18 protein-coding genes are annotated in these 22644 nt (G+C 71.0%); 8 read left to right on the top strand and 10 right to left on the bottom strand.

Annotated elements, in window-relative coordinates; all coding sequences use genetic code 11:
• Nucleotides 1-212: 212 nt before the first annotated feature.
• A complete protein-coding gene (locus ACFPN1_RS12625; RefSeq protein ID WP_386755411.1) occupies nucleotides 213-347 on the top strand; it encodes a hypothetical protein in 135 nt (44 codons plus the stop codon).
• Nucleotides 348-356: 9 nt separating this feature from the next.
• Here the strand turns inward: ACFPN1_RS12625 and ACFPN1_RS12620 are convergent, their stop codons facing one another.
• The 4 genes from ACFPN1_RS12620 to ACFPN1_RS12605 all read right to left on the bottom strand — a co-directional run bounded on the left by ACFPN1_RS12620 (nucleotide 357) and on the right by ACFPN1_RS12605 (nucleotide 4729).
• The gene (locus tag ACFPN1_RS12620; protein WP_386755518.1) at nucleotides 357-1379 is read right to left on the bottom strand and encodes an NAD(P)H-dependent glycerol-3-phosphate dehydrogenase; all 1023 of its coding nucleotides are present in this window, start codon (nucleotides 1377-1379) and stop codon (nucleotides 357-359) included.
• Nucleotides 1380-1416: 37 nt separating this feature from the next.
• On the bottom strand, nucleotides 1417-1932 hold the full coding sequence (gene secB / locus ACFPN1_RS12615) for a protein-export chaperone SecB (protein ID WP_386755410.1): 516 nt from the start codon (nucleotides 1930-1932) through the stop codon (nucleotides 1417-1419).
• A gap of 130 nt (nucleotides 1933-2062) precedes the next feature.
• Nucleotides 2063-2500 (bottom strand): rhodanese-like domain-containing protein, encoded by a 438-nt coding sequence (locus ACFPN1_RS12610; protein ID WP_386755409.1) that lies wholly within the window; start codon nucleotides 2498-2500, stop codon nucleotides 2063-2065.
• A gap of 366 nt (nucleotides 2501-2866) precedes the next feature.
• Nucleotides 2867-4729, bottom strand: coding sequence for a 3-hydroxybutyrate oligomer hydrolase family protein (locus ACFPN1_RS12605; protein ID WP_386755407.1), 1863 nt, complete (start codon nucleotides 4727-4729; stop codon nucleotides 2867-2869).
• Nucleotides 4730-4840: 111 nt separating this feature from the next.
• Here ACFPN1_RS12605 and ACFPN1_RS12600 point away from each other — a divergent pair, with 111 nt between their 5' ends.
• The 3 genes from ACFPN1_RS12600 to ACFPN1_RS12590 are packed head-to-tail and all read left to right on the top strand — an operon-like array spanning nucleotide 4841 to nucleotide 6739.
• Nucleotides 4841-5605: a 3-hydroxybutyrate dehydrogenase gene (locus ACFPN1_RS12600; protein ID WP_386755406.1), complete on the top strand. Its 765-nt coding sequence runs from the start codon at nucleotides 4841-4843 to the stop codon at nucleotides 5603-5605.
• A 9-nt stretch (nucleotides 5606-5614) separates the two neighbouring features.
• Complete coding sequence (locus tag ACFPN1_RS12595) at nucleotides 5615-6070, top strand: GNAT family N-acetyltransferase (RefSeq protein WP_386755404.1); 456 nt, start codon at nucleotides 5615-5617, stop codon at nucleotides 6068-6070.
• A gap of 3 nt (nucleotides 6071-6073) precedes the next feature.
• Nucleotides 6074-6739 (top strand): response regulator transcription factor, encoded by a 666-nt coding sequence (locus ACFPN1_RS12590; protein ID WP_386755402.1) that lies wholly within the window; start codon nucleotides 6074-6076, stop codon nucleotides 6737-6739.
• A 102-nt stretch (nucleotides 6740-6841) separates the two neighbouring features.
• Here ACFPN1_RS12590 and ACFPN1_RS12585 read toward each other — a convergent pair whose 3' ends face one another.
• The 3 genes from ACFPN1_RS12585 to ACFPN1_RS12575 form a co-directional block, all read right to left on the bottom strand.
• The gene (locus tag ACFPN1_RS12585; RefSeq protein ID WP_386755400.1) at nucleotides 6842-9781 is read right to left on the bottom strand and encodes a putative bifunctional diguanylate cyclase/phosphodiesterase; all 2940 of its coding nucleotides are present in this window, start codon (nucleotides 9779-9781) and stop codon (nucleotides 6842-6844) included.
• Between the two features lie 213 nt (nucleotides 9782-9994).
• Nucleotides 9995-13372, bottom strand: coding sequence for a PAS-domain containing protein (locus ACFPN1_RS12580; protein ID WP_386755398.1), 3378 nt, complete (start codon nucleotides 13370-13372; stop codon nucleotides 9995-9997).
• 318 nt (nucleotides 13373-13690) lie between these two features.
• Nucleotides 13691-15940 carry a TonB-dependent receptor gene (locus tag ACFPN1_RS12575; protein WP_386755397.1) on the bottom strand — a complete coding sequence of 750 codons (2250 nt, stop codon included), beginning with the start codon at nucleotides 15938-15940 and terminating at the stop codon, nucleotides 13691-13693.
• 325 nt (nucleotides 15941-16265) lie between these two features.
• Between ACFPN1_RS12575 and ACFPN1_RS12570 the strand changes: the two genes are divergently transcribed.
• Entirely contained in the window at nucleotides 16266-17663 is a 1398-nt protein-coding gene (locus ACFPN1_RS12570; protein WP_386755395.1) for a GntP family permease, read from the top strand.
• Between the two features lie 9 nt (nucleotides 17664-17672).
• On the opposite strand, the gene ACFPN1_RS12565 is transcribed toward ACFPN1_RS12570, so the two are convergent.
• The gene (locus tag ACFPN1_RS12565; protein WP_386755393.1) at nucleotides 17673-18104 is read right to left on the bottom strand and encodes a hypothetical protein; all 432 of its coding nucleotides are present in this window, start codon (nucleotides 18102-18104) and stop codon (nucleotides 17673-17675) included.
• 137 nt (nucleotides 18105-18241) lie between these two features.
• Nucleotides 18242-18697 (bottom strand): YiiD C-terminal domain-containing protein, encoded by a 456-nt coding sequence (locus tag ACFPN1_RS12560; protein WP_386755391.1) that lies wholly within the window; start codon nucleotides 18695-18697, stop codon nucleotides 18242-18244.
• 75 nt (nucleotides 18698-18772) lie between these two features.
• On the opposite strand from ACFPN1_RS12560, the gene ACFPN1_RS12555 reads away from it, so the two are divergent.
• From ACFPN1_RS12555 to ACFPN1_RS12545, 3 genes are read left to right on the top strand one after another with little or no spacing between them, the layout of a single operon-like run.
• Nucleotides 18773-19537 carry a uroporphyrinogen-III synthase gene (locus ACFPN1_RS12555; protein ID WP_386755390.1) on the top strand — a complete coding sequence of 255 codons (765 nt, stop codon included), beginning with the start codon at nucleotides 18773-18775 and terminating at the stop codon, nucleotides 19535-19537.
• Between the two features lie 28 nt (nucleotides 19538-19565).
• Entirely contained in the window at nucleotides 19566-20543 is a 978-nt protein-coding gene (locus ACFPN1_RS12550) for a hypothetical protein (protein WP_386755388.1), read from the top strand.
• Nucleotides 20544-20582: 39 nt separating this feature from the next.
• The gene (locus tag ACFPN1_RS12545; RefSeq protein WP_386755387.1) at nucleotides 20583-21845 is read left to right on the top strand and encodes a heme biosynthesis protein HemY; all 1263 of its coding nucleotides are present in this window, start codon (nucleotides 20583-20585) and stop codon (nucleotides 21843-21845) included.
• 43 nt (nucleotides 21846-21888) lie between these two features.
• Here the strand turns inward: ACFPN1_RS12545 and ACFPN1_RS12540 are convergent, their stop codons facing one another.
• Nucleotides 21889-22623, bottom strand: a complete 735-nt coding sequence (locus tag ACFPN1_RS12540; protein ID WP_386755517.1) for a hypothetical protein — start codon at nucleotides 22621-22623, stop codon at nucleotides 21889-21891.
• Between the last annotated feature and the right edge of the window lie 21 nt (nucleotides 22624-22644).

Raw genomic sequence — 22644 nt, 5'->3', positions numbered from 1 at the left:
CGTTCCTTTTATTGCTACACGCGACAAATCTCTCTCCCCCGGAATGTCGCGTATTCGAAGCCCGGTTCCTTCCGGGCTTCCTTTTGTCTGCGCGACGACGAGCGGCAGGCGATCGCCCTGCAGGATCCGCCACCGCGGCCGATGCCCTGGAAGAGGCCACACGTGTCCGTCCGCGCGAAGCGGCGACGTTGGCTGGATCAGGGGGCACGCAGATGGAACACAGGGGAATCAAGGCGTCGCGCACGCGCAACTGGCTGGCGCTGCTGCTGATGGCGGTCGCCGTGTTCACGGCGGAACGTTCGCAGGCGGCGACACCGGCGCCGGCGGAACTGCACGTTCCGCGTTGACGCGCGCGGTCAGCCGAACAGGCCGACCGGATACTCGGGCTTCTGCTCGCGCGCGAGCAGTTGCCGCAACGCATCGGTGGGCGTGAGTTCGCCGTGCAGCACGCGCTGCACGCCGCCGGAGATCGGCAGTTCGATGCCGTGCTTTTGCGCCTGGCGCATCACTTCGTCGGCGGTCTGCACCGACTCGACGACCTGACCGATCTCGCGCACGGCATCGGCGATCGACTGGCCGCGGCCCAGCGCCAGGCCGAGGCGGCGGTTGCGCGACAGGTCACCGGTGCAGGTCAGCACCAGGTCGCCCAGGCCGGCCAGGCCCATCAGCGTTTCCGCCTTGCCGCCGATCGCCTGGTTGAGGCGCAGCATTTCGTTGAGGCCGCGGGTGATCAGGCCGGCGCGCGCGTTGAGGCCGAGCTGCATGCCGTCGGCGACGCCGGTCGCCACTGCGAGCACGTTCTTCATGGCGCCGCCGAGTTCGGCGCCGAGCATGTCGTCGCCGGTGTAGGCGCGGAACGCGGGGCCGTGCAGCACATCGGCGACGGCCTGCGCGAACGCGGGCGTATCCGAATGCACGGTCAACGCGGTCGGCAGGCCGAGCGCGACTTCCTTGGCGAAGGACGGACCGGTGACGACCGCGAGCGGGACTTCGCCGCCCAGCACTTCACCGGCGACTTCGTGCAGGAAGCGGCCGCTGCCGGGTTCGAAACCCTTGGTCGCCCAGGCCACGCCCGCGTGCGCGGGCCGGTGTGGCGCCAGCGCGTGCAGGGTTTCGGCGAACGCGTGCGAGGGCACCACGACCAGCACGAGGTCGGCGGCGCGCACGCACGCCGCCAGATCGGTGGTCGCCGCGAGGGTCTCGGGCAACGCTATGCCCGGCAGGTAGCGCGGGTTTTCGCGACGTTCGCCGATCGCCGCGATGCACGCGGCATCGCGGCCCCACAGCACGGTGTCGCAACCGTGCCGGGCGATCAGTGCGGCGAGCGCGGTGCCCCAGGAACCGGCACCCACGACCGCGACCTTGGCAGGTGCCTGCACGCTCACGCGGAAGCCGGTGCCGGGACGCGGTCGCCGATCAGGCGTTGCCGGCGGTCTCGGCGCCGGCGAGGTTGGCGCCGTCGGCCGCCTGCTGGGCGGCGCGCTGGCGCAGGCCCTCGGCGTACAGGGCTTCGAAGTTGATCGGCTGCAGGAAGAACGGCGGGAAGCCGCCGGCCTGGATCAGGTCGCTGATCAGCTGGCGGGCGTAGGGATACAGCACGGTCGGGCAATGCACGCCGAGCATGCCGTCGAGCGTGGCGGCGTCGAAGCCGGCCAGGCCGAACACGCCGGCCTGCTTCACTTCGGCCACGTAGATCGCCTTGTCGCCGACCGCGCAGGTCAGGTTGATGCCGAGGATGACCTCGTAGGCGTTCTCGTTGAGGCGCTGCACGGCCTGCTGCAGGTTCATCTGCAGCTGCGGCTGGGTCTGCTCGTTGAACACGGCCGGCGCGCCCGGGACCTCGAACGACACGTCCTTGACGTAGATCTTCTCGACCGAGAACACCGGTCCGGTGGTTTCGTTGGCGGTGCCGTTGGCGATTTCTTCGGACATCGGTGTTACTCCAAGCAGGAATATGCGGAAAAGGCGGCGATTATGGCATGGCCGCCCGGGGCGGCCCCGGAGGCACCGCGGCTCGCGGCCACCCCGTCGACGTGGGGCGCGCGCGGGCCCTTCGCAAGGGTCAGCCGCGGCCCTTCACCAGCGGCAGCTCGGCCTGCTGCCAGGCGGCGATGCCGCCGTCGAGCCAGTACACGTGCTCGAAGCCGGCCTTCTTCAGCCGCCTGGCGGCGTCGCCCGAGGCCTGGCCGTTGCGGCACACGACCACGACCGGCAGCGCCTTCGCGCTGGTCAGCAGCTTGTTCTCCGGATCGAACTGGCTGGGCTGCACCGACTTGCTGCCGGCGATGTGGCCCTTCTCGAAATCGTTGCTCGCCGACAGATCGATGACGAGGGCGTTGTCGCGGTTGATCAGCGCCGTGAGCTCGGCCGGGCGCAGCGCCTTGTAGCCGCGGAACAGGCGCGCGATCTCGGTGTAGACCAGCGCGACGGTGATCGCCACCAGGCCCAGCGAGAGCATGGGATGGCGTTCGGCGAAGGCGAGCAGTTCCTGGAAATTCACAGGCTGGGACTACCGGGCAAGAGGGGGCGGCGATTGTCGCCCAGTGGGCGGGAGGGCGCAAAAGCGGGAGCGACGCGGCGGTCAGTGCGGCGTGTCGTGGCGGGGAATGCTGGGCCTTTTGCAGCAACAGCAACGACAACAGCAAGAGCAACTCGCTGCGCTCGGCTCCCCTCACCCGCCCTTCCCTCCGCGGCCCGGCGACCCTCTCCTCGCAAGCGGGGAGAGGGGACAAATGGCTGCTGGCGAGGAAATAACCGGCGGGAGAGGGAGCGCGGGAGCGCTGTACCCGACTTCTTCTCCCCGCTTGCGGGGAGAAGATGCCCAACGGGCAGATGAGGGGCAGCGAGCGCTGCTCTGCTCCCCGCACTAGCGCGGAATCGCCAACTGCCCCGCGCTCAGCGGCGCCGCCGCCGGCGCCGTTTCGATCACCGCACTCGCCGGCAATGGCTGCGCGGGATCGTCGAGGTGGGCCATCACCCGATCCAGCGCCGCATACACGTACGGCAACAACGGCACGTAGCGCGCGCGATAGTCCGGCAACGCCAGGAACGCGTCGAAATGCTGCGCGTGCCGCACCTGCCAGTAGCGCACGTCGCGGCCGGCGGCCCGCGCCTGCGCCACCCACGGCTGGCTGCTGAAGGCGATCGGCACCAGGCCGTCGTCGGTGCCGTGGATCACCGCCACCGGCAGGTCCGCGCGCGGCACGCCGGCGCGCAGTTCGGCGATGCCGCGGCGCACGCGCGCGGCATCGGCGCCGTCGCCGGTCCACAAGCGACGCAGGCACTCCAGGCCGGCATAGGTGAAGTCGGGCGCGGCGAGTTTCGTGTCGACGATGCCGACGCCCGCACCGGGCGCGATGCCGCTGCCGTCGGCCCACCACGCCGCGCGCTCGGCGTCGCTCGCGGCGCGCGGGCTGAAATCCGGGTTCTGCGCGGCGAAGGCGAAACCGCACGGATGCTCGCCCGGTGCGTAGCGGCCGTAGGCCGAAGCGTAGGTCACCGCGATCGCGCGCCACAGGTCGAAATCGACCGACAGCGCGCCGCTGCGCAGCGCGTCCTCGCTCCAGCCCGATGCGCGCAGCGCTGCGTGCGCCGCGCGCGCCTGGGTCTTGGTGTCGCCGGCGGGCAGCACGCCGGCATTCGCCAGCGAGGCGCAACGCGCCGGCGCCAACGCGCGCGCCGGCGCCGACAGCGGCGAGGCCGGCAGCCCGTCGAGATCGAGCAGCGCGCACGGCATCAGCAGCGCCGCTTCGGTGGCGAAGTCGTACAGCGGTCGCGCGCCTTCGACCTCGACCTCCGGTTCGCCGGCGACGACCGCGTCGAGCCAGCCCGCGCCGTCGAGTTCGGCCGCGCGCAACACCGCGCCGCCGCCGTTGGAGATGCCCACCGCGATCACGCGCGTGTTGGCGAAGTCGAAGCCGCGTCCCGGATATGCCTCGTTGAGCGCATGCAGTGCGAACTGCGCCGCCTGCTGCACGTGACGGCCCCAGTCGGCCTCGGGATTGTCCTGCGAGTGCGCGTGCTTCATCGCGATGCCGCGCGCGCCGGCCGCGGCCTGCGGTTTGAAGGCCAGCGTTGCCGCGGCATCCGCGACCGTACCGTCAGGCGCGATGCCCTGCCCCGCGTCGAGGTCGGAGTAATCGGTGCCCGCGCCCTTGTCGGTGTAGGCGACCGCGCACCCCTTCGGCAGCGCCCACGGGCCGGCCACCGCGATCGCGCCGTAGATGCCGCGCGAACCCGACGAAGCCGCAACCACCACGCACGGCTTGTCCGCATCGAACGCATCGGGCAGTTGCAGCAGCACGCGGTGCGGCTGCTTCGCGCCGGGCACCGTCGCCAGCGCGCTGAATTCGCGGCCGGGCACGTTCGCCGTGCTGCCGTACCACTCGCCGTAGCCGCCGCCGGGCGCGAGATCGGCGATGCCGCGCCAGTTGCTCCAGATCGCGCGGCGGCGCAGTTCGGCGGCGGTGGGATGCGCCGGATCGGCGAAGGCCGGCGCGACCGGCGAACGCAAACCGGCGAGACCAAGGCCGGCGGTGAGCAGGTCGTCGCTGCCGCGGTGTTCGGTGACGCGCAAGGCGGTAATCGGCATGGCGGTGCCCTGCGGAGAGTCGGAACGACGCGAACCATCGGTGGCAGCGCAGCCGGCCAGCGCCAGCGCGGCGATCAGGCCGGCGACCACCGCACGCAACGGCGCACGCACGGGCGAGGTGAGGGGCAGTGTGTCCATCCGCCGACCCTAACAAGCCGCGCCCGCGCCGGCATCGTACTTTCGTACCACGTGGCCCGCGCGACCGCCTGCTAGGCTGGCGGCCCCACCGCGATCGACGTCCCACACGCCATGATTTCCCGCTGCATCCTCGTCACCGGTGCCGGCAGCGGCATCGGCGCCGGCATCGCCACCGAACTCGCGCGCGCCGGCCACCACCTTGTGGTCACCGACGTCAACCGCGACGCCGCCGAAGCGGTGGCGCAGGCGCTGCGCGCGGCCGGCGGCTCGGCCGAAGCGCTCGCGCTCGACGTCACCTCCGAACACAGCATCGAAGCCGCGCTCGGCGCGGTCGCGCGTCCGGTCGACGTGCTGGTCAACAACGCGGGCCTGCAGCACGTGGCGCCGCTGGAGGAATTCCCGATGCAGAAGTGGGAGTTCCTCGTCGACGTGATGCTGGTCGGCGTGGCGCGGCTGACGCGCGCGGTGCTGCCGGGCATGCGCGCGCGCGGCTTCGGTCGCATCGTCAACATCGGCTCGATCCACTCGCTGGTCGCCTCGCCGTACAAGAGCGCGTATGTCGCCGCCAAGCACGGCCTGCTCGGCTTCTCCAAGGTGATCGCGCTGGAAACCGCGAACACCGACATCACCATCAACACGATCTGCCCGACCTACGTGAAGACGCCGCTCGTCGACAAGCAGATCGCCGATCAGGCGCGCACGCGCGGCATCCCCGAATCGCAGGTCGTCAGCGAAGTGATGCTCAAGCCGATGCCGAAGGGCGTGTTCATCACCTTCGAGGAACTGGCCGGCATCACCGCGTTCCTGATGTCGGCGCACGCGCGCAACGTCACCGGCCACACCATCGACGTGGACGGCGGCTGGACCGTGCAGTAGGTGCCGGCCGTGGAGATCGCGCTCGCCGATCTGGACAGCCCCGCGTTCGCGGCGCTGCTGGAAGAACATCGCCGCGCGATGCAGGCCACCGCGCCGGCCGAGAGCCAGCACGCGCTCGACCTCACCGGCCTGCGCCGCGCGGATGTGCGCGTGTGGGTGCTGCACGAAGACGGCGCCCTGCTCGGCTGCGGTGCGCTGCAGCACCTGGACGCCGCGCATGCGGAGATCAAGGCGATGCGCACCGCACGCGCACACCTGCGCCGCGGGGTGGCGCGCACGCTCCTCGACCACCTGATCGCGCAGGCGCGTCGCGACGGGTATGCCCGGCTGAGCCTGGAGACCGGATCGATGGCGTACTTCGAACCGGCGCGGCGGCTGTATGCGAACGCCGGCTTCGTCCCGTGCGCGCCGTTCGCCGGCTACGTCGACGATCCGCACAGCGTCTATCTCACCCGCACGCTCTGACCGATGCCGTCCCTGCTCGTCGCCGACGACCACCCGCTGTTCCGCGCCGCGCTGCGCGGCGCCGCGACCGATGCCGTCGCCGACCTGCGCGTGCGCGAGGCCGATTCGCTCGACGGCGTGCTCGCCGCGCTCGAGGCCGAGCCCGACATCGATCTGGTTCTGCTCGACCTGCACATGCCGGGCAACCATGGCCTCGCCGGGCTCGCGGCGATCCGCGCCCAGTTCCCCGGCGTCGCCGTCGTGGTGGTGTCGGCCAACGACGATCCGCGGGTGATCCGCCGCGCGCTCGACCACGGCGCCGCAGGCTATCTGCCCAAGAGTTCGGGGCTGGAGGAACTGCGCGAGGCGATCCGCAGCGTGCTCGCGTGCGAGCAGTGGCTGCCCGCGGCGTTGCGGGCGCCGGTCGCGCGCGCGCGCTCGAGCGCGCACGACGCCGAGCTCGCCGCGCGTCTGGCCAGCCTGTCGCCGCAGCAGTTCCGCGTGCTGGTGCTGGTCGCGCAGGGCCTGCTCAACAAGCAGATCGCCGACCGCCTCGACGTGCAGGAGCGCACGGTCAAGGCGCACCTCACCGCGATCTTCGAGCGCCTGGGCGTGCGCAACCGCACCCAGGCGGGCGTGGTGCTGCGCGAACTGGAACTGAGCGATCCGGCGCGGTTGATCGAGGGCTGATGGCAGGGCGCGGGGCGCGTTTCAATCGCCGCTCCGCGCATGACGATGGCGGGCCTTGACCCACCTCCCTTCGCACGCCGCGATGGCGGGTCAAGACCCGCCCTACGCCTGCCTTGCGAGCGCCGCGCGCCGGATGCGTTCCTGCAGCCAGTGTTCCGCCGGTTCGGGATGGGCGAACAGGAAGCCCTGCCCGTACACGCAGCCCATGGCCTGCAGCACTTCGCGCTGGTGGTCGGTCTCGATGCCCTCGGCGACGATCTCCGCGCCCAGCGCATTGCCCAGCGCCAGGATCGCCTCGATCACCGCCGAGCTGCGCGGCGCGACGCCGGCGGCCGCGAACGGGGTGATGAAGCTGCGGTCGATCTTGATCATCTTCAACGGGAAGTGATGCACGTGGCCCAGCGACGAGTAGCCGGTGCCGAAGTCGTCCAGCGCCGATTCGATCTCGGCATCGCGCAGGCGCTGCAGCGTCGCCGCCACCGCGACCGGATCGCCCAGCAGCGTGCCCTCGGTGACCTCCAGGCGCAGGCGGCGGCGGTCGAAGCCGACTTCGTCGATCAGTTCCAGCAGGCGCCGGTCGAAGTCGTTGTGCTGGAACAGGCGCGGCGACACGTTGAGGGTGATGAAACTGCCGTCGCGCACCAGCTCGCGTCCCGCTTCCAGGGCGAGGCGGAACTGGCGCCAGTCGATCTCCTCGATCAGGCCGCTGTCCTCGGCGACCTTGAGGAACTGCGCCGGCGCGATCACGCCGCGCTGCGGATGGCGCCAGCGCAGCAGGGCCTCGTAGCCGACGATGCGCTCGTCGTCCAGGCGCACCAGCGGCTGGAAGTACGGCATGAACTCGTCGTGGGCGAGCGCGCGACGCAGCGCCTGCTCCATGTCGAGCACGACCATCGCGGTCTCGTGCATCGCGTCGTCGAACAGCACGAAGCGGTTGCGGCCCATGCTCTTGGCGCGGTACAGCGCGGAATCGGCGTCGTGCAGGATGCGGTCGGCCGAGGCGCACGTGCCGGTGGCCATGGCGATGCCGATGCTCGCCGACACGCGCAGCTCGCGACCGGCCACCTGCATCGGCGCCTCCAGCGCTTCCAGCACGCGCTGGGCGACGCGGCTGGCGGTTTCCGGCTGCACCACGTGTTCGAGCAGCAGCACGAATTCGTCGCCGGCCAGGCGCGCGACGGTGTCCGGCTCGCGCACGCAGAACGCCAGCCGCCGCGCGACTTCGCGCAGCATCTCGTCGCCGGCGCCGTGGCCCAGACTGTCGTTGACCAGCTTGAAGCGGTCGATGTCGATGTAGAGCAGGCCGAAGCCGTCGCCGGCATCGCGACGCACGCGCGCCAGCGCCCGCTCGATGCGGTCGCGCAGGTAGACGCGGTTGGGCAGGCGGGTGAGCGCGTCGTGCATCACCTGGTGTTGCAGCTGCGCCTCGATGCGTTCGCGCACGCTGATCTGCTCGCGCAGCTCCAGCGTGCGCGCTTCCACGCGCTTCTCCAGTTCCGCATTGGCCTGTTGCAGCAGCTCGGCGGCATGGCGGCGCTGCAGGCTGCTGGCGATCTGGTAGGAGACGAAGGTGAGCAGCTCGGCGTCGCGTTCGTCGTAGGCGTTGACAGCCTCGTAGCTCTGCACGGCGACCACGCCGTTGGTGCCGTCGACGCCGAGCAGCGGCGCGCCCAGCCACACCTGCGTCGCGCCGTCGGCCAGGGCCGGATCGACTTCGCCGGCGTCGATCAGCTGGCGCATGCGCACGCGGTCGACCAGCTGCGGCCGTCCGGTGCGCAGCACGTACTCGGTGAGGCCGCGGCCGCTGCGGCGCGGTACCCAGTCGCGTTCGTACTGGTCGGCCGCGTAGGGGAAGGTGACGCTGGCATCGTCGTGCGCGCACAGGGCGATGTAGAAATTGCGCGCGTCGATCAGCTCGCCGACGATCGAATGCACGTGACGGTAGAACGACTCGCTGGTCTCGTCGAAGCTGGCCAGCGCGGCGATGCGGTACAGCGCCGCCTGCAGGCGCTCGCCGCGTTCGCGCTCGCTGACCTCGCGGCGCAGTTCGCGGTTGGCGGTTTCCAGCTGCTGGGTGCGTTCGATCACCCGTTGCTCGAGTTCGGCGCGCCCGCGCTTGCGCTCCAGCGCGGTGAGGATGTGCTCGGCGACGAAGGCCAGCAGCGACATCTCCGCGGTGGTGTAGTGGCGCTGGCCGGTGTAGCTCTGCACGACGACGACGCCCTGCACCACGCCTTCGCGCATCATCGGCACGCCGAGCCAGTCGCTGCTGTCGGTGCCGTGCAGGCGCAGCGGACCGGACACCTGGCGGCGCAGTTCCTCGGTGCTGCCCATCAGCGGGCGGCGGTCGCGCACCAGGTGCCAGGTGAGGCCGCGCTCGATCTGCGCGAGCGGGACCTCGTCCTCCTCGACCAGCAGCGACTGGTCGACCACGTCGGCGAAGTACAGGAAGCGCAGGCTGTCGCGCTCGCGGTCGTACAGCGCGATGTAGAAGTTCTCCGCATACATCAGGTCGGCGACGATGCGGTGCAGCCCGCGCAGCATGTCCGGCATTTCCAGATCGGAGCCGGCCATGTCGGCGATGGCGTAGAGCGAGCGCTGCAGCTTCTCGGCTTCCTCCAGCCGCGCCAGGCTCTCCCGCATGCGCTGCAGGCGCAGCAGTTCGCCCAGGCGCATGCCGATGCTCTCGTCGACCACCGGGCAGTCGAGCGCGCAATGCAGGATTGCGACCGTGCTGTCGCCGTCGTCGTGCAGCACGCGCATCGAGGCGGACTGGCCGCCCGCGCGCGCGTCGTGCAGGAAGTCCATCGCCGAGGCGGCGATGGCGGCGGCGTCGCGGTGTTCGGGATAGCTGACGATGTCGAACGGCCAGCGCGTCGACCACTGCAGGCAGGCGCCACGCTGGCGCAGCCACGGCATGTCGTCGAACAGGACCGCGGCCAGTTCGACCGGCGAGGCGGCGCGCAGCAGCCTGGCGGTGAGCTCCGCCCGGTGCTGGCTATCGTCGATTGTCCTGATCGTGCCGACCCGTCGCCCGGCCATTGCCCACCCCTGTAGTTCAGGTCGTCCTGTTGCCCTCCGGCCGTCCAGCTGGCCTTCCGGCACACGCCACCGCAGCCGGGGCGCCGACCTGCCGGCACAGGGTAGGTACGCGCAGAAAACGGTTTCGTGACCCGTGTCACCCTCTTATCGGCCGGCCCGCGCCGCCCTGAACCGTTGCGTGGGATGAAGCCCCGTTCAGGGAATTTCGCGGTTTCAGTGCACCCGCCGCGCCGCCAGCAGGCGGTCCAGCACCGACTTCAGCGCCAGCGGCTTGAGCGGCTTGAGCAGCAGCGGCAGGCCCGCGTCCTGCACGGCGCGGCGCACGCCTTCGCCCGGATCGGCAGTGAGGATCACCGCCGGCCGCGCACCGTGCGCCTGCGCCAGCCGGCCGTGCAGGGCGACACCGGTGTCCGCGTCGAGGTGGTAGTCGAACAGCCAGGCGTCGGCCGGATCCGCCGCGATCGCCGCCTGCGCCGCCTCGCCGTGGCCGGCGACGCTGACGCGGCAGCCCCAGCCCTCCAGCACCCGGCGCAGGGCATCGCCGGCGAGCGGTTCGTTGTCGACCACCAGCACGTGCAGGCCCGGCAGCGGCGGTTGCCCCACGGGCGGCGGCGCCGGCTCGCGCACCTGTGCCGGCGCGGCGGGCACGGTCACCGCGAACACGGTGCCGCGACCGGGCTCGCTGCGCAGGGCGAGCGGGGCCTGCAGCAGGCCGGCGATGCGGTCGGCGATCGCCAGGCCCAGGCCGAGTCCCTGTCCGGGCGCATCGCCGCCGCGGCGGAACTCCTCGAAGATCAGCCGCTGCTGTTCGCGCGCGATGCCCGGGCCGGTGTCGTGCACTTCGATGCGCACGCCCGCGCCGACGCGCCGCACGCCGAGCAGCAGGCTGCCGCGTGCGGTGTAGCGCACCGCGTTGGCGAGGAAGTTCTGCAGCACGCGCCGCAGCAACTGCGGATCGGTCTGCACCCAGCACGCGCTGCGCACATGGCGGAAGCCGAGGCCGCGTTCGGCCGCGAGCGCGCGGAATTCCGACACCAGCGGGTCGAGCACTTCGGCCAGCGGTAGCGCGCGCGGTTCCGGCACCAGACCACCGGCCTCCAGCCGCGACATGTCGAGCAGGCCGGTCAGCAGCCCGGTGGTGGAATCGAGCGCGCCGTGGATCTGCGCCAGCGTCGCGCGCGCCGTGGCGGGCGCGTGCAGGGCATCGAGCTGCTGGTCCAGCGCATCGGCGAACAGGTGCGCGGCGTGCAGCGGCTGCAACAGGTCGTGACCGATCGCGGCGAGGAAGCGGCTCTTGGCGTCGTTGGCGGATTCGGCCTCGCGCTTGGCCTGTTCGAGCAGTGTGGTGCGCTCGCCGACGCGCTGCTCGAGCGTCTCGTTGGCGCGCAGCAGTTCGTCCTGCGCGCGCCGGAAGGCGGTGACGTCGGTGAAGGTGGCGACGAAGCCGCCGCCGGGCATGGGATTGCCGCGGATTTCAATGATCCTGTCTTCGCTGATGCGGCCGTCGGGATCCGCGCCGTGGGCGAACACCCGTTCGGACAGGTGCGGCGAACCGGCGCGCATGAACGCCAGGCGTCGCGCCAGCGCCTGTTCCGGCGAGCCCTTGTGCGGCATCGTGCGCAGCGCCCACGCGGACAGTTCGGCCACGGGCGTGCCGACTTTGAGCAGGGATTCGGGGAAGCCGAACAGTTCGGCGTAGCGGCGGTTCCACGCCACCAGGCGCAGTTGCGCGTCGACCACGCTGATGCCCTGGCTCATGTTCTGCAGCGCGGCTTCGAGCACACGCTGGTTGAAGCGCAGGTCCTGCGCGGCGGTGTCGACGATCGCGGCGACGGTGTCGAGATCGTGGCCCGCGCCGCCCTCGCGACGCGCGGCATCGAGCAGCACGCGCGCGGAAGCCGCGCCGAGCACGGCGCCGAGTTCGCGCTCCATCGCCGCTTCGACGGCGTGCGGCACCGCGCCGGTGACGGGTGCAACCGCGAGCAGTTCGGCGACGCGTTCGCGCGGCAGGAAGCGGCGGCCGGCGCTGCGCAGCGTCGCCGCGTCGAGGCCGCGCGATTCGCGTCGCGCCGGCGCGCTGCGCCAGGTGGCGAACAGCGCGGTGGCCGCGGTGCCGACGAACAGGCTCGCGCCGACCGCGCGGCCGAGCCGGCTCCAGCCGGTCAGGCCGAACAGCGCATCGGGCGCGAGCCACGGCACGCCGAACGGTCCGTCACCGATCCACGCCGGTGCCGCGCCGTGCGCACTGGCGAGCACCGGCAGCAGCAGGCACCACGCCCACGTCGCGAAGCCCGCGACGATGCCCGCGATCGCCGCGCGCGGCGGCGTGTGCGGGCGCCAGACCGCGAACGCCAGCGCCGGCGCCAGCGTCGCCAGGGCGGAAAAACTCACCGCGCCGACGTCGGCCAGCGCCGCGCTGCCGGCGACCATGCGACCGTACATCCACGCCAGCAGCATGATCGCGACGATGCCGATCCGCCGCAGCAGCAGCACCGCGCCGCGCAGGTCGCCGCCACCGCGCGTCCACGTGCGCCGCAGCAAACCCGGTGCGAGCCAGTGGTTGCCGATCATCAGGCTCAGCGTGAGCGTGCTCACCACGACCATGCCGGTGGCAGCGCTCAGTCCGCCGAGAAAGGCGAACAGGCCGAGCCCCGCATGGCCCTGCGACAACGGCAAGGCCAGCACGTACATGTCCGACGACACGCCACTGCCGCCGAGCAGGGCCTCGCCCGCGCGCGCCAGCGGCAACACCGGCAGCGCGATCAGCACCAGGTACAGCGGGAACAGCCAGCGCGCGGTGCGCACGTCGTGTTCGTCGCGGCACTCGACCACGGCGATGTGGAACTGGTGCGGAAGGATGAACATCGCGAACGCACCCAGCAGCACCAGCGGCACGAAGCCGCCATCGCTCGCCGGCGCCGGCGCGGTCACCGTCGGCAACTCGCCCAGTCCCCACCACACGAACGCGCCCAGCGCGAGCATCGCGCCCAGCTTCAGCAGCGATTCGAACGCCATCGCCAGCACCAGGCCGCGGTTGTGCTCGGCGGCACTCACGCGGCGCGTGCCGAACAGCATCGCGAACAGCGCCATCGCCAGCGCGACGTACAGCGCGATGTCCTGCCAGGCGGGCACGCCGTCGGCGTGGCCGGCACGGCCGGTGAGCACGGCGAAGCTCATCGCCATCGCCTTGAGTTGCAGCGCGATGTACGGCACCAGCCCGAGCGCAGCGACCGCCGTCACCGTCGCCGCGAGCCAGGTGTCCTTGCCCAGGCGCGTGGCGATCAGGTCGGCGATGGAGGTCGCGTTGGTCTCGCGCGCCAGCTTCACCAGCCGCACCATCAGCGCCGCGGCGAGCAGATACAGCAGGATCGCGCCGAGGAAGGTCGGCGGCAGCGGCCAGCCGTAACGCGCGGCCTGCGTGACCGTGCCGTAGAACGTCCACGAGGTGCAGTGCACCGCCAGCGACAGCGCGTAGACGTGCTTCCAGCGTGTGGCGAACGCCTGCGGGTGGCGCTCGCCGTACACGCCCGCCGCGAACAGCAGGCCCAGCCACAGCAGCGCGGCGAAGACGATCAGGCCGGTGTGGAGCATGGCGTCAGGGAATCAGCGTTCGGGTCGGATGTCACGGCGCGAGCATAGCGTGCGTGCGGGCGTCCGTCGGCTGCGCTTGCGTGCTCCCCGCAAGTCTCTTCCCTTCTCCCCGCAAAGCGGGGAGAAGGTGCCCGCAGGGCGGATGAGGGGCGCTCTTCGCGCAGCTCCGCACGTCCCCTCACCCTGCGTTGCTGCGCAACGCGGTCCCTCTCCCCGCAAGCGGGGCGAGGGATCATTCCAGGAGGGCAAGTGCGGCCAAAAAAACAGGGCGCGACGATGCGAACCGTCGCGCCCCACGCCCCGCAGAGAGATCAAGCCTCAGAATTCGTAACGCGCCGTCAGCGAGAACTGGCGCGGCGCGCCGTAGAAGCCGGTGCGGATGCCCAGCGCCGGGATCACGTAGCCGGTCGTGCGGTATTCCTCGTCGGTCAGGTTGCTGCCGTTGAGCGAGAACGACCACGCATCGTTCATGCGCCAGGTCACGCCGGCATTGACCAGGCCGTAGCCGTCCTGGGTGATCGGCTGCACGTTCGCGCCGGTGACCGGATCGTGCACCACTTCGGTGGTGGCGGTGACTTCGCTCTGGTAGCTGTAGCCCACGCGCGCCGACAGGTTGCCGCCGTTGGCCAGCGGCATCCGGTACTCGAGGTTCACCGCGCCGGAGAAGTCGGGCGCGTTGGTGAACTCCTGCTGGTCGGCGATGTTCACGCCCTTGAACATGTACTCGTCGAACTTCGCATCGAGCCAGGCCAGGTTGCCCGACAGCACCCAGTGTTCATTCGGCAGCCACTGGTATTCGAACTCGGCGCCGTTGACCGTGCCCGAGCCGGCATTGGTGAAGTCGCCGAAGAACGAATCGTCGGTGCCGTCGCCGTTGCTGTCGAAGCCGGTGAAGATCGACAGCTGGATGTCCTCGTACTTGTTGTGGAACGCGGCGAGGTTGAAGAACAGCGTGTTGTCGAGGAAGGCCATCTTGCTGCCGATCTCGTAGCTGTCGACCTGCTCGTCGGCGAAGGGCTCGGCCGACTGCGGGAACACGTTGGCCTGGGCGCGGATGTTGAAGCCGCCCGACTTGAAGCCGCGCGAGGCCAGGCCGTAGACCATCACGTCGTCGCTGACCTGCCAGTCCAGCGAGACCTTCGGCGAGGTGTTCTTGAAGTTGACGGTCTTGTCGAAGTCGGCGAGTACGGCGATCGGCTGCGAGAACGTGCCATCGGCGTAGGCGCGGTTGAACACCACCGCATGCTTGTCCTCGTCGGTGTAGCGCGCGCCGACGTCGAGCTTCAGGCTCTGGGTGAGATCGAAGGTCCAGTCGGCGTAGAACGCGACGCTCTCGGTGGACACCACGCCCTGGGTGTCGCCGAACTGCAGGTTGAGGAAGTTGTTGAGCACCTGGCCGCCGGCGTCGCCGTCGAAGGCATAGATGCCCATCACGCCGCGCGCGCGGCCGCCGGCGTCGAAGTTGGCCTGCAGCTCGTGGCTGACCTGCTGGTCGGAATAGAACGCGCGCACGTCGACGATCGGCGCCGGCGTGGTGTCGAAGTCGATGTTGGTCTCGGTGTCGGACTCGCGCTTGGCCAGCACGTACTTGAAGGTCCAGTCGTCGCTGGCGCGCCAGTTCGCCGCCATCGACGCACCCTTCATTTCGGTGTCGTTGATGTTCTTCATGCCGCTGCGGATGTCGTAGCGGTCGTCGAGCGGCGCGTTGGCGCCGTACTGCGGGAACAGCGCGTTGAACGGATTGGCCGCCAGCATCTTCGCGCCGCGCACGCCGGACTGGTCGTCCATCCAGTCGAAGGCGAACTGCACGTCGAAGTTGTCGCCCGCATACGCGCCCAGCTGGCCGCGCAGGGCGAGGATTTCCTTGTCGCTGACGTCCTGGTCGGTCTCGAGGTTCTCGCCGAAGCCGTCGCGGTTGAGGCTGGCCACGGCGATGCGTCCGCGGAGGCCGCTGTCGGCGCCGCCGATCGGCCCGCCGACCGCCGCCTTCACGTCGAGCTGGTTGTAGTTGCCGACGGTGACCGAGGCGTTGCCGTCGAATTCGCGCGGCAGGCCGCGCGAGATGTACTTGATCGCGCCGCCGATGGTGTTCTTGCCGTACAGCGTGCCCTGCGGGCCGCGCAGCACTTCCATGCGCTGCACGTCGAACACGTCGAGCAGCGCGCCCTGCGGGCGGGCGATGTAGACGTCGTCGAGGTAGATGCCCACGCCCGGATCCACGCCCCACAGCGGATCGGACTGGCCGACGCCGCGGATGTAGGCGGTGACCGTGCTGCTGGAACCGCGCGCCGCATAGACGGTGAGGTTGGGCACCTGCGCGTCGAGGTCGCCGAGGTCCTCGATGTCGAGCTTGTCCAGCGCATCGGCGGTGAAGGCGGTGACCGCGACCGGCACCTCCTGCAGCGTCTCCTCGCGCTTGCGCGCGGTGACGGTGACGGCATTGAGATTGGTGGCCTGCGTTTCCTGCGTGGCCGTGTCGGAAGGAGCTTCCTGCGCCCAGACCACCGGCGATGCCAATGCGGTGACCAGCACCGAACCGATCGCCAGACTCAGATACTTGCGCTTCATCGCGTCCCCTCCCGCGGGTACGTGTGCATGAGTTGCAGCGGGACCCCTGTTCCGCCGTTTCCGCAAGGCTAGGGCGGCACCCCGCGGGGGCGGCATCGTACCTTCGGACAATGGGCCGGGTGGTTCGCCATCCCGACACTGCCGGCGTGCTCCCGGACGGGAATACGCAACGTCGTCATTCCCGCGCAGGCGGGAATCCAGTGTCCTGGCGCTTTGCCTGCAGATCGCAGGCAAAGTCGCCGGATCCCCGCCTGCGCGGGATGACGGCCGACTGGCGCATGGCGCCGATCAACCCCGCGCCGGATCGTGCGCGCTGGAGCCGTGAATGTCCTTCCTGATCGTCCTGGCCGCGCTGTGCTTCCTGATGTACGTCGCCTACCGCGGCCACAGCGTGATCCTGTTCGCGCCGGTCGCGGCGCTCGGCGCGGTGCTGCTGACCGATCCGGCGCTGGTCGCGCCGATGTTCACCGGCCTGTTCATGGACAAGATGGTCGGCTTCCTCAAGCTGTACTTCCCGGTGTTCGTGCTCGGCGCGCTGTTCGGCAAGCTGATCGAGCTGTCGGGATTCTCGCGTTCGATCGTGTCGGCGACGATCCGCGTGTTCGGCGCGGGGCGCGCGATGCTGTCGATCGTCGCGGTGTGCGCGCTGCTGACCTACGGTGGCGTGTCGCTGTTCGTGGTGGTGTTCGCGGTGTATCCGTTCGCGGCGGAACTGTTCCGCCAGGGCAACATCCCCAAGCGGCTGATTCCCGGCACGATCGCGCTGGGCGCCTTCACCTTCACCATGGACGCGCTGCCGGGCACGCCGCAGATCCAGAACATCATCCCGACCGCGTTCTTCGGCACCGATTCCTGGGCCGCGCCATTGCTCGGCGTGAGCGGCTCGGTGTTCATCCTGATCGCCGGCCTGTCCTACCTGGAGTGGCGCCGCCGTGCCGCGCTGAAGAACGGCGAAGGCTACGGCGAGGCCGCCACGCTGCTCAACGAACCCGCTCCATTCGCCGGCGAGGCGCTCGCGCATCCGCTGGTCGCGATCCTGCCGCTGGTACTGGTCGGCGTGTGCAACAAACTGTTCTCGGTGCTGATCCCGCAGTGGTACGGCGCCAGCCATGCGTTCGTGCCGTCGGCGATGGGCAAGGCCACGCCGGTGGTGCAGGAAGTGGCGAAGGTCGCCGCGATCTGGGCGGTGGAAGGCGCGCTGCTGGTCGGCATCGCCACGGTGCTGCTGTTCGCCTGGAAGCCGGTGCGGGCGCGCTTCGCCGAAGGCAGCAGGAACGCGATCGGCGGCGCGCTGCTGGCGTCGATGAACACCGCATCGGAATACGGCTTCGGCGCGGTGATCGCGGCGCTGCCGGGCTTCCTCGTCGTCGCCAACGCGCTGGGTTCGATCCCCGATCCGCTGGTGAACGAAGCCGTCACCGTGACCTCGCTGGCCGGCATCACCGGTTCGGCCTCGGGCGGGATGAGCATCGCGCTGGCGGCGATGGCCGACAGCTTCATCGCCAACGCGCAGGCGGCCGGCATTCCGATGGAGGTGCTGCACCGCATCGCGGCGATGGCCTCGGGCGGCATGGACACGCTGCCGCACAACGGCGCGGTGATCACCCTGCTGGCCGTCACCGGCCTGAGCCACCGCCAGTCCTACAAGGACATCTTCGCGATCACGGTGATCAAGACGCTGGCGGTGTTCGTGGCGATCGCGACGTACTACGCGAGCGCCTGAGCGGTGTCCTTACTGCCCGTCCCACAGGTCGGGCAGTTCGCTGGTGACCCACCACGCCTTGGCGTCGGCGTCCCAGCGCCACTTCTCGCGATAGCGCACGGTGCGCTCGGCCATGGTGTGGCGGTTGATCACGCCGATCTCGATGTCGCGCACCGCGGTGCCGGCGTCGAAATTGGTGCTCGAACCGACATCGCGGTACGAGGAAATCTGCACCTGCTTGTAACGCTCCAGCTGCAGCTCGGTGAGGTCGAGCTTCTCGCGCACCTTCGGATCGATCAGGTTCACCGCGCCCTCGAAATCGCCCCAGCGGATCGCGCCGGACCACGCGTACTGTGCCTGGTCGAGCTTGTTGCTTTGCGCGCCGCCGGACGCGCAGGACGCGAGCAGGACGAACAGCAGGGCGATGGCAGTGGTGCGGAAGGCGGTGAGCAGGCGGGTCATGCAGGCGGTCCCGTGGGCGGATGCGTGCATCCTAACGCGCCGCGCGTGCCGCGGCGCCGCGACGGAATTCGGTTGCTGCAGAGTCCAGCGCGGCGCGATGCGCGTGGAGCTCCGCTTGCGGGCTGTCCCTGCCGCTCTTACTTCACAATCGCCACATACCGCGCCGCAAGCTCCGTCGCGAGCCCACCATCGGGCAGCCGCGTCTGCGCGACCAGCCCCATGCGTGCGCGGCCGCGCGTGCGCAGCGTGGCGAGGAATTCGTCCGGATCGGCGTCCGCGGCCGGTTCGGCGACGACGTCGAGGTCGGCGAACAGCGGCGCGAGGTAGCGGATCTGACTGTCGGCGACGTAGATGTCGGCGTGCAGGCCGGCGCGTTCGACCAGCAGGTTGACCACGCCCCACGAAGCCAGCGTCATCATCGAGGCGAGGCTGCCGCCGAAGGCGCAACCCTTGTCGTTGACGTGCACCGACAGCGGCGCGTGCAACTGCAGGCGGCGGCCGTCGTAGCCGGCGATGCTCAACTGCATCAGCGCGACGGGCGGCATCGACTGGTAGTGGGCGAGCAGGCGTTCGAGTTCGGCGGCGTGGGGCATTGCGACAGCGGATCCGGTAGCGACGGCAGGGGAGACGGGCAGCGATGCGGCGAAGGCTGCCTGTAAGCTGCGCGGATGCACCGGCGCAGCGACCCGACATGGTATGTGATCTCGCTGCGCCCCCGCGGCGAACACGCCGCATTGCGCCGCGCGGCCGCGCGCTGCGGCGCCGGCTTTATCGCGCTGTCGCCCTGGCGCCTGGCGGCGCGCGACGACGCGGCGACGCGACGCGCGCTGGACGCTGCGCTGGCGGCGTCGGCGGTGGTCTTCACCAGTCCGGCCGCGGTGCGCGCGGCGCGCGCCCTGCACGCCTTCGTCCCGCGCCCCGGACAGGCCTGGTGCGCGGTCGGTGCGGGCACCGCCGCCGCGCTGCGCCGCGCGGGCGTGCCCGCGGTGCACACGCCCGCGCGCATGGACAGCGAGGGCCTGCTCGCCCTGCACGCCCTGCAGGATGTCGACGGCGCGGTCGTCGGCCTGGTCACCGCGCCCGGCGGTCGCGGCGAGATCGCGCCGGCGCTGCAGGCACGCGGCGCGGACGTGCGCCGGGCCGACGTGTACGCGCGCGAACCCGTGCCGTTGCCGGCGCGTGCCCTGCAGCAGTTGCGCGAAACCACCGCGCCGCTGGTGCTGGCGCTGAGCAGCGGCGACGCCCTGCGCCTGGCCATGGATGCGCTGCCCGCGGAACTGGCGACGAAGCTGCGCCGCGCCCACGTCGTCGCCGCCAGCGAACGCCTGCGCACGCTGGCGCAGCAACTCGGGTTCGCCGACGTCGCCGTGGCGGCGGGCCCGCGTCCGGCCCAGCTGCTCGCCGCAGCGACGCGACGGCATCCGGTAGCATGAGACCCTGATCACGATTCCGGATCGCGCCGTGTCCATTTCCCCCGATGACACACCCGCTCCTGACACACCCACTCCGCGCCGCGGCCGCAACGCGGGGTTGTGGCTGCTCGTGCTGGTCCTGCTGGCGATCGGCAGCTACGCCGCCTGGCGCCGCTGGCATGCCCGCGAACAGGACGATGCCGTGGCGATGCGCCAGCAGATCGACGCGCTGTCCGAACGTCTCAATGCGATGCGCACCGAACAGCGCTCGCACGCGCGGCGCCTGCAGCAGGCCGATTCGCTCAACCGCGTGCTGCGCGACGAACTCGACGGCATCACCCAGCGCGCGGCGCTGCTCGAAGCCAGCGTGGAGAAGCTCGCCGATCCCGACCGTCACGGCGCACAGGCGCTGCGCCTGGACGAGACCGAACTGCTGCTGACCCTGGGCGACCAGCGCCTGCGCATCGCCGGCGACCTCGATGGCGCGCGCCGCGCGTACGCGCTCGCGGCCGGCGTGCTCGAAGGCATCGACGATCCGGCCTACCTCAGCCTGCGCCAGACGCTGCTGCAGGAACGCACCGCGCTCGATGCGCTCGGTGCGGATCCGAAGGTGAAGGCGATCGCGCAACTCGATGTCTTCGCCCAGGACGTCACCGCGCCGGTGGAGCGCGAAGTCGCCGCGCAGACGTCCCTGGCGCCGTGGTGGCGCCGCGCCTTCGGCAACCTGATCCAGGTGCAGCCCACCGATCGCGCCGTCGCCGTGCAGGCGGCGGATCGCGCGGCTGCGCTCGCCGGCCTGCAACTCGAAATCTCGCTGGCGCGCGCCGCGGCCGAGCGTCGCGACGTCGCCGGTTATCGCGAGGCGCTGCGCCGTGCCGGCGTCTGGCTGCACCGCCTGGCGCCGGGTCCGGCCGTGCTCGCGCGGCAGCGCGCGCAACTGCAGACGCTGGCGGCACTGCCTCTTTCACCCGCCGTTCCCACGCTCGGCAGCACGCTGCAGCAGCTGCGGCAGATGCGCGCGCGCTAGTCGCGCGGTGCGGACCTTCCTCCTGGCGAACGCACGACCATGAACCTGTTCCGCAATCTCCTGTTCTGGATCGCCCTGGCCCTGCTCGGCGCGCTGGTGGCGCAGGTGTTCGTACAGGATCCCGGCTACGTGCTGGTGCGTTACGGCGGCAACGACTACAGCACGACGCTGGTCGGCGCGCTGTTCGCGACGGTGGTCGCGTTGTTGCTGTTGTGGCTGGCGTGGAAGGTGCTGAGCCTGCCGTTCGTGGCGTTCGGCCGGCATCGCAAGAAGCAGGCGCGCGCGCGCCTCACCGACGGTCTGCTCGCCGCCGAATACGGGCACTGGACGCGCGCGGAGAAATCGCTGGCGCAGGCCGCGCAGGGCGAGGAAGTCGCGACGATCGCGCAACTCGCGGCGGCGCGCGCGGCGCAACAGCGCGGCGACACTGCGCAGGCACACCAGCACCTCGCACCGCTGGCGACGAAGCAACCCGCGGCGCATGCGCTCGCCGTCGCCGAACTGGCGATTGCCGAACACCGCTACGCCGATGCCCTCGCCGCGCTCGACGCGCCCGCGGCGCAACCGCTGCCGCCGCGCGGCGTGTTGCTGCGCGCACGGACGCTGGCCGCGCTCGGACGCGGCGGCGAGGCCTATGGCCTGCTCGGCGCGCTGCGCCAGCAGCAGGCGGCGTCGGGCGCGCAGCTGACCGAACTGGAGGCGCAATGGGCCGAGGCCGGGCTGCGCGAAGCCGCCGATGCCAACGTGCTCGCCGACCGCTGGGAAGCGCTGCCCAAGCCGCTGCGCAGCGAGCCGCGTACCGTCGCCGCCTATGCCGAACGCGCCGCCGCGCTGCGCTGGGACGATGCCGCGGCGAAGAGCATAGAATCCGCGCTGGACGCCTCGTGGGACGAATCGCTGGCCGCGCTGTACGGTCGCCTGCCGGTGCCGCAGGACCGCACGCGGCTGGATGCGCGCCGCGCGCAGGCCGAACGCTGGCTGCAGGCGCGGCCGATGAGCCCGGCCCTGCTGGTCACGCTGGCGCGCCTCGCGCTGGCGCAGGGGCAGTGGCCGCAGGCGGAAGGTTACCTGCACCGCGCACTCGCGCAGGGCGCGGGCGCGGAGGCGTGGGAGGAACTGGGCCACGGCTTCGCTGCCATCGGCGACGAACCGCGCGCGCGCCAGAGCTACGTCAACGCGCTGCGCGCCACGCGCGGCGAAGCGGTGGACGAACTGCCCGGCCGCGACCTGCGGCAGAAGATCTTCGACCAGGCCGCCGTCGAGGAACGCGACGAACACGGCGTGCCGCGGTTGAGGGAGTGATCGGCGGCAAAGCGCGCGCTTGCATCGACAGCGCGCGGAAGGTTCAGCCGTCGACGGGATAAACCGCCGCCACCTGGCACTGCACGCGCGACGCCAGGCCGCCGCGGAACAGCGCCGGTGCGCCACCCCCCGGCGCGTCCGGTATCACCTCGACGGTGTCGCCGGCATTGCCGCAGACCACGCCCACGCCCATGCCCGAATGCAGCGCGACGGTCACCGCGTTGGCGAGTTCCGGGCAGCTGCTGCCCAGTTCGATGCGGTAGAAGCGGTGCCCGTGCGCGCGCTTGGGCGAGACTTCGATCAGCAGGCCGGTCGGATCCTCGCTCCAGCCGCGCATCCAGCGTGGATCCACGCAGTACGCCGGCGAACCGGCGAAACCGTGCGCGCGCTCGCCCTTCACCGTCACGGCATCGAGCGTGGTCACGCCATCGTCGCCGTGGCTGGCGCGGGCCAGCGCTGCGTACGCGCGCGCGTCGATCGGCGCGACTGCGGTCACCGCGCAACGACGCGCACTGTCGGCGACGAAGGCCGGTGCGCCGGTGCAGACCCAGCCTTCGCGCGCCAGCAGGTTCGCGCGTCCGTCAGTGGCGATCACATCGGGGCAGGCGTCGGCCAGGTCGAGGCGGAAGGCGGCGCCATCGTCCTGCAGGATCGCCAGCGTCCGCGCATCGGCCTGGCGCGCCTCGCTCATCCGCCGCGCATCCAGGCAGCCGGGCGCCGGCGCTTCGCGCGTCCAGGCGGGCGCGTGGACGGCGCACAGCAACAGCGCGATCAGCATCCGGTGCACGGGATTCCTTCG

It is taken from the genome of Lysobacter yangpyeongensis (genome assembly GCF_042655745.1).
GTDB lineage: Bacteria > Pseudomonadota > Gammaproteobacteria > Xanthomonadales > Xanthomonadaceae > Agrilutibacter > Agrilutibacter yangpyeongensis.
Note: the sequence above shows the minus strand (reverse complement) of the source record. Positions and strands in the feature narration are given on the sequence as shown.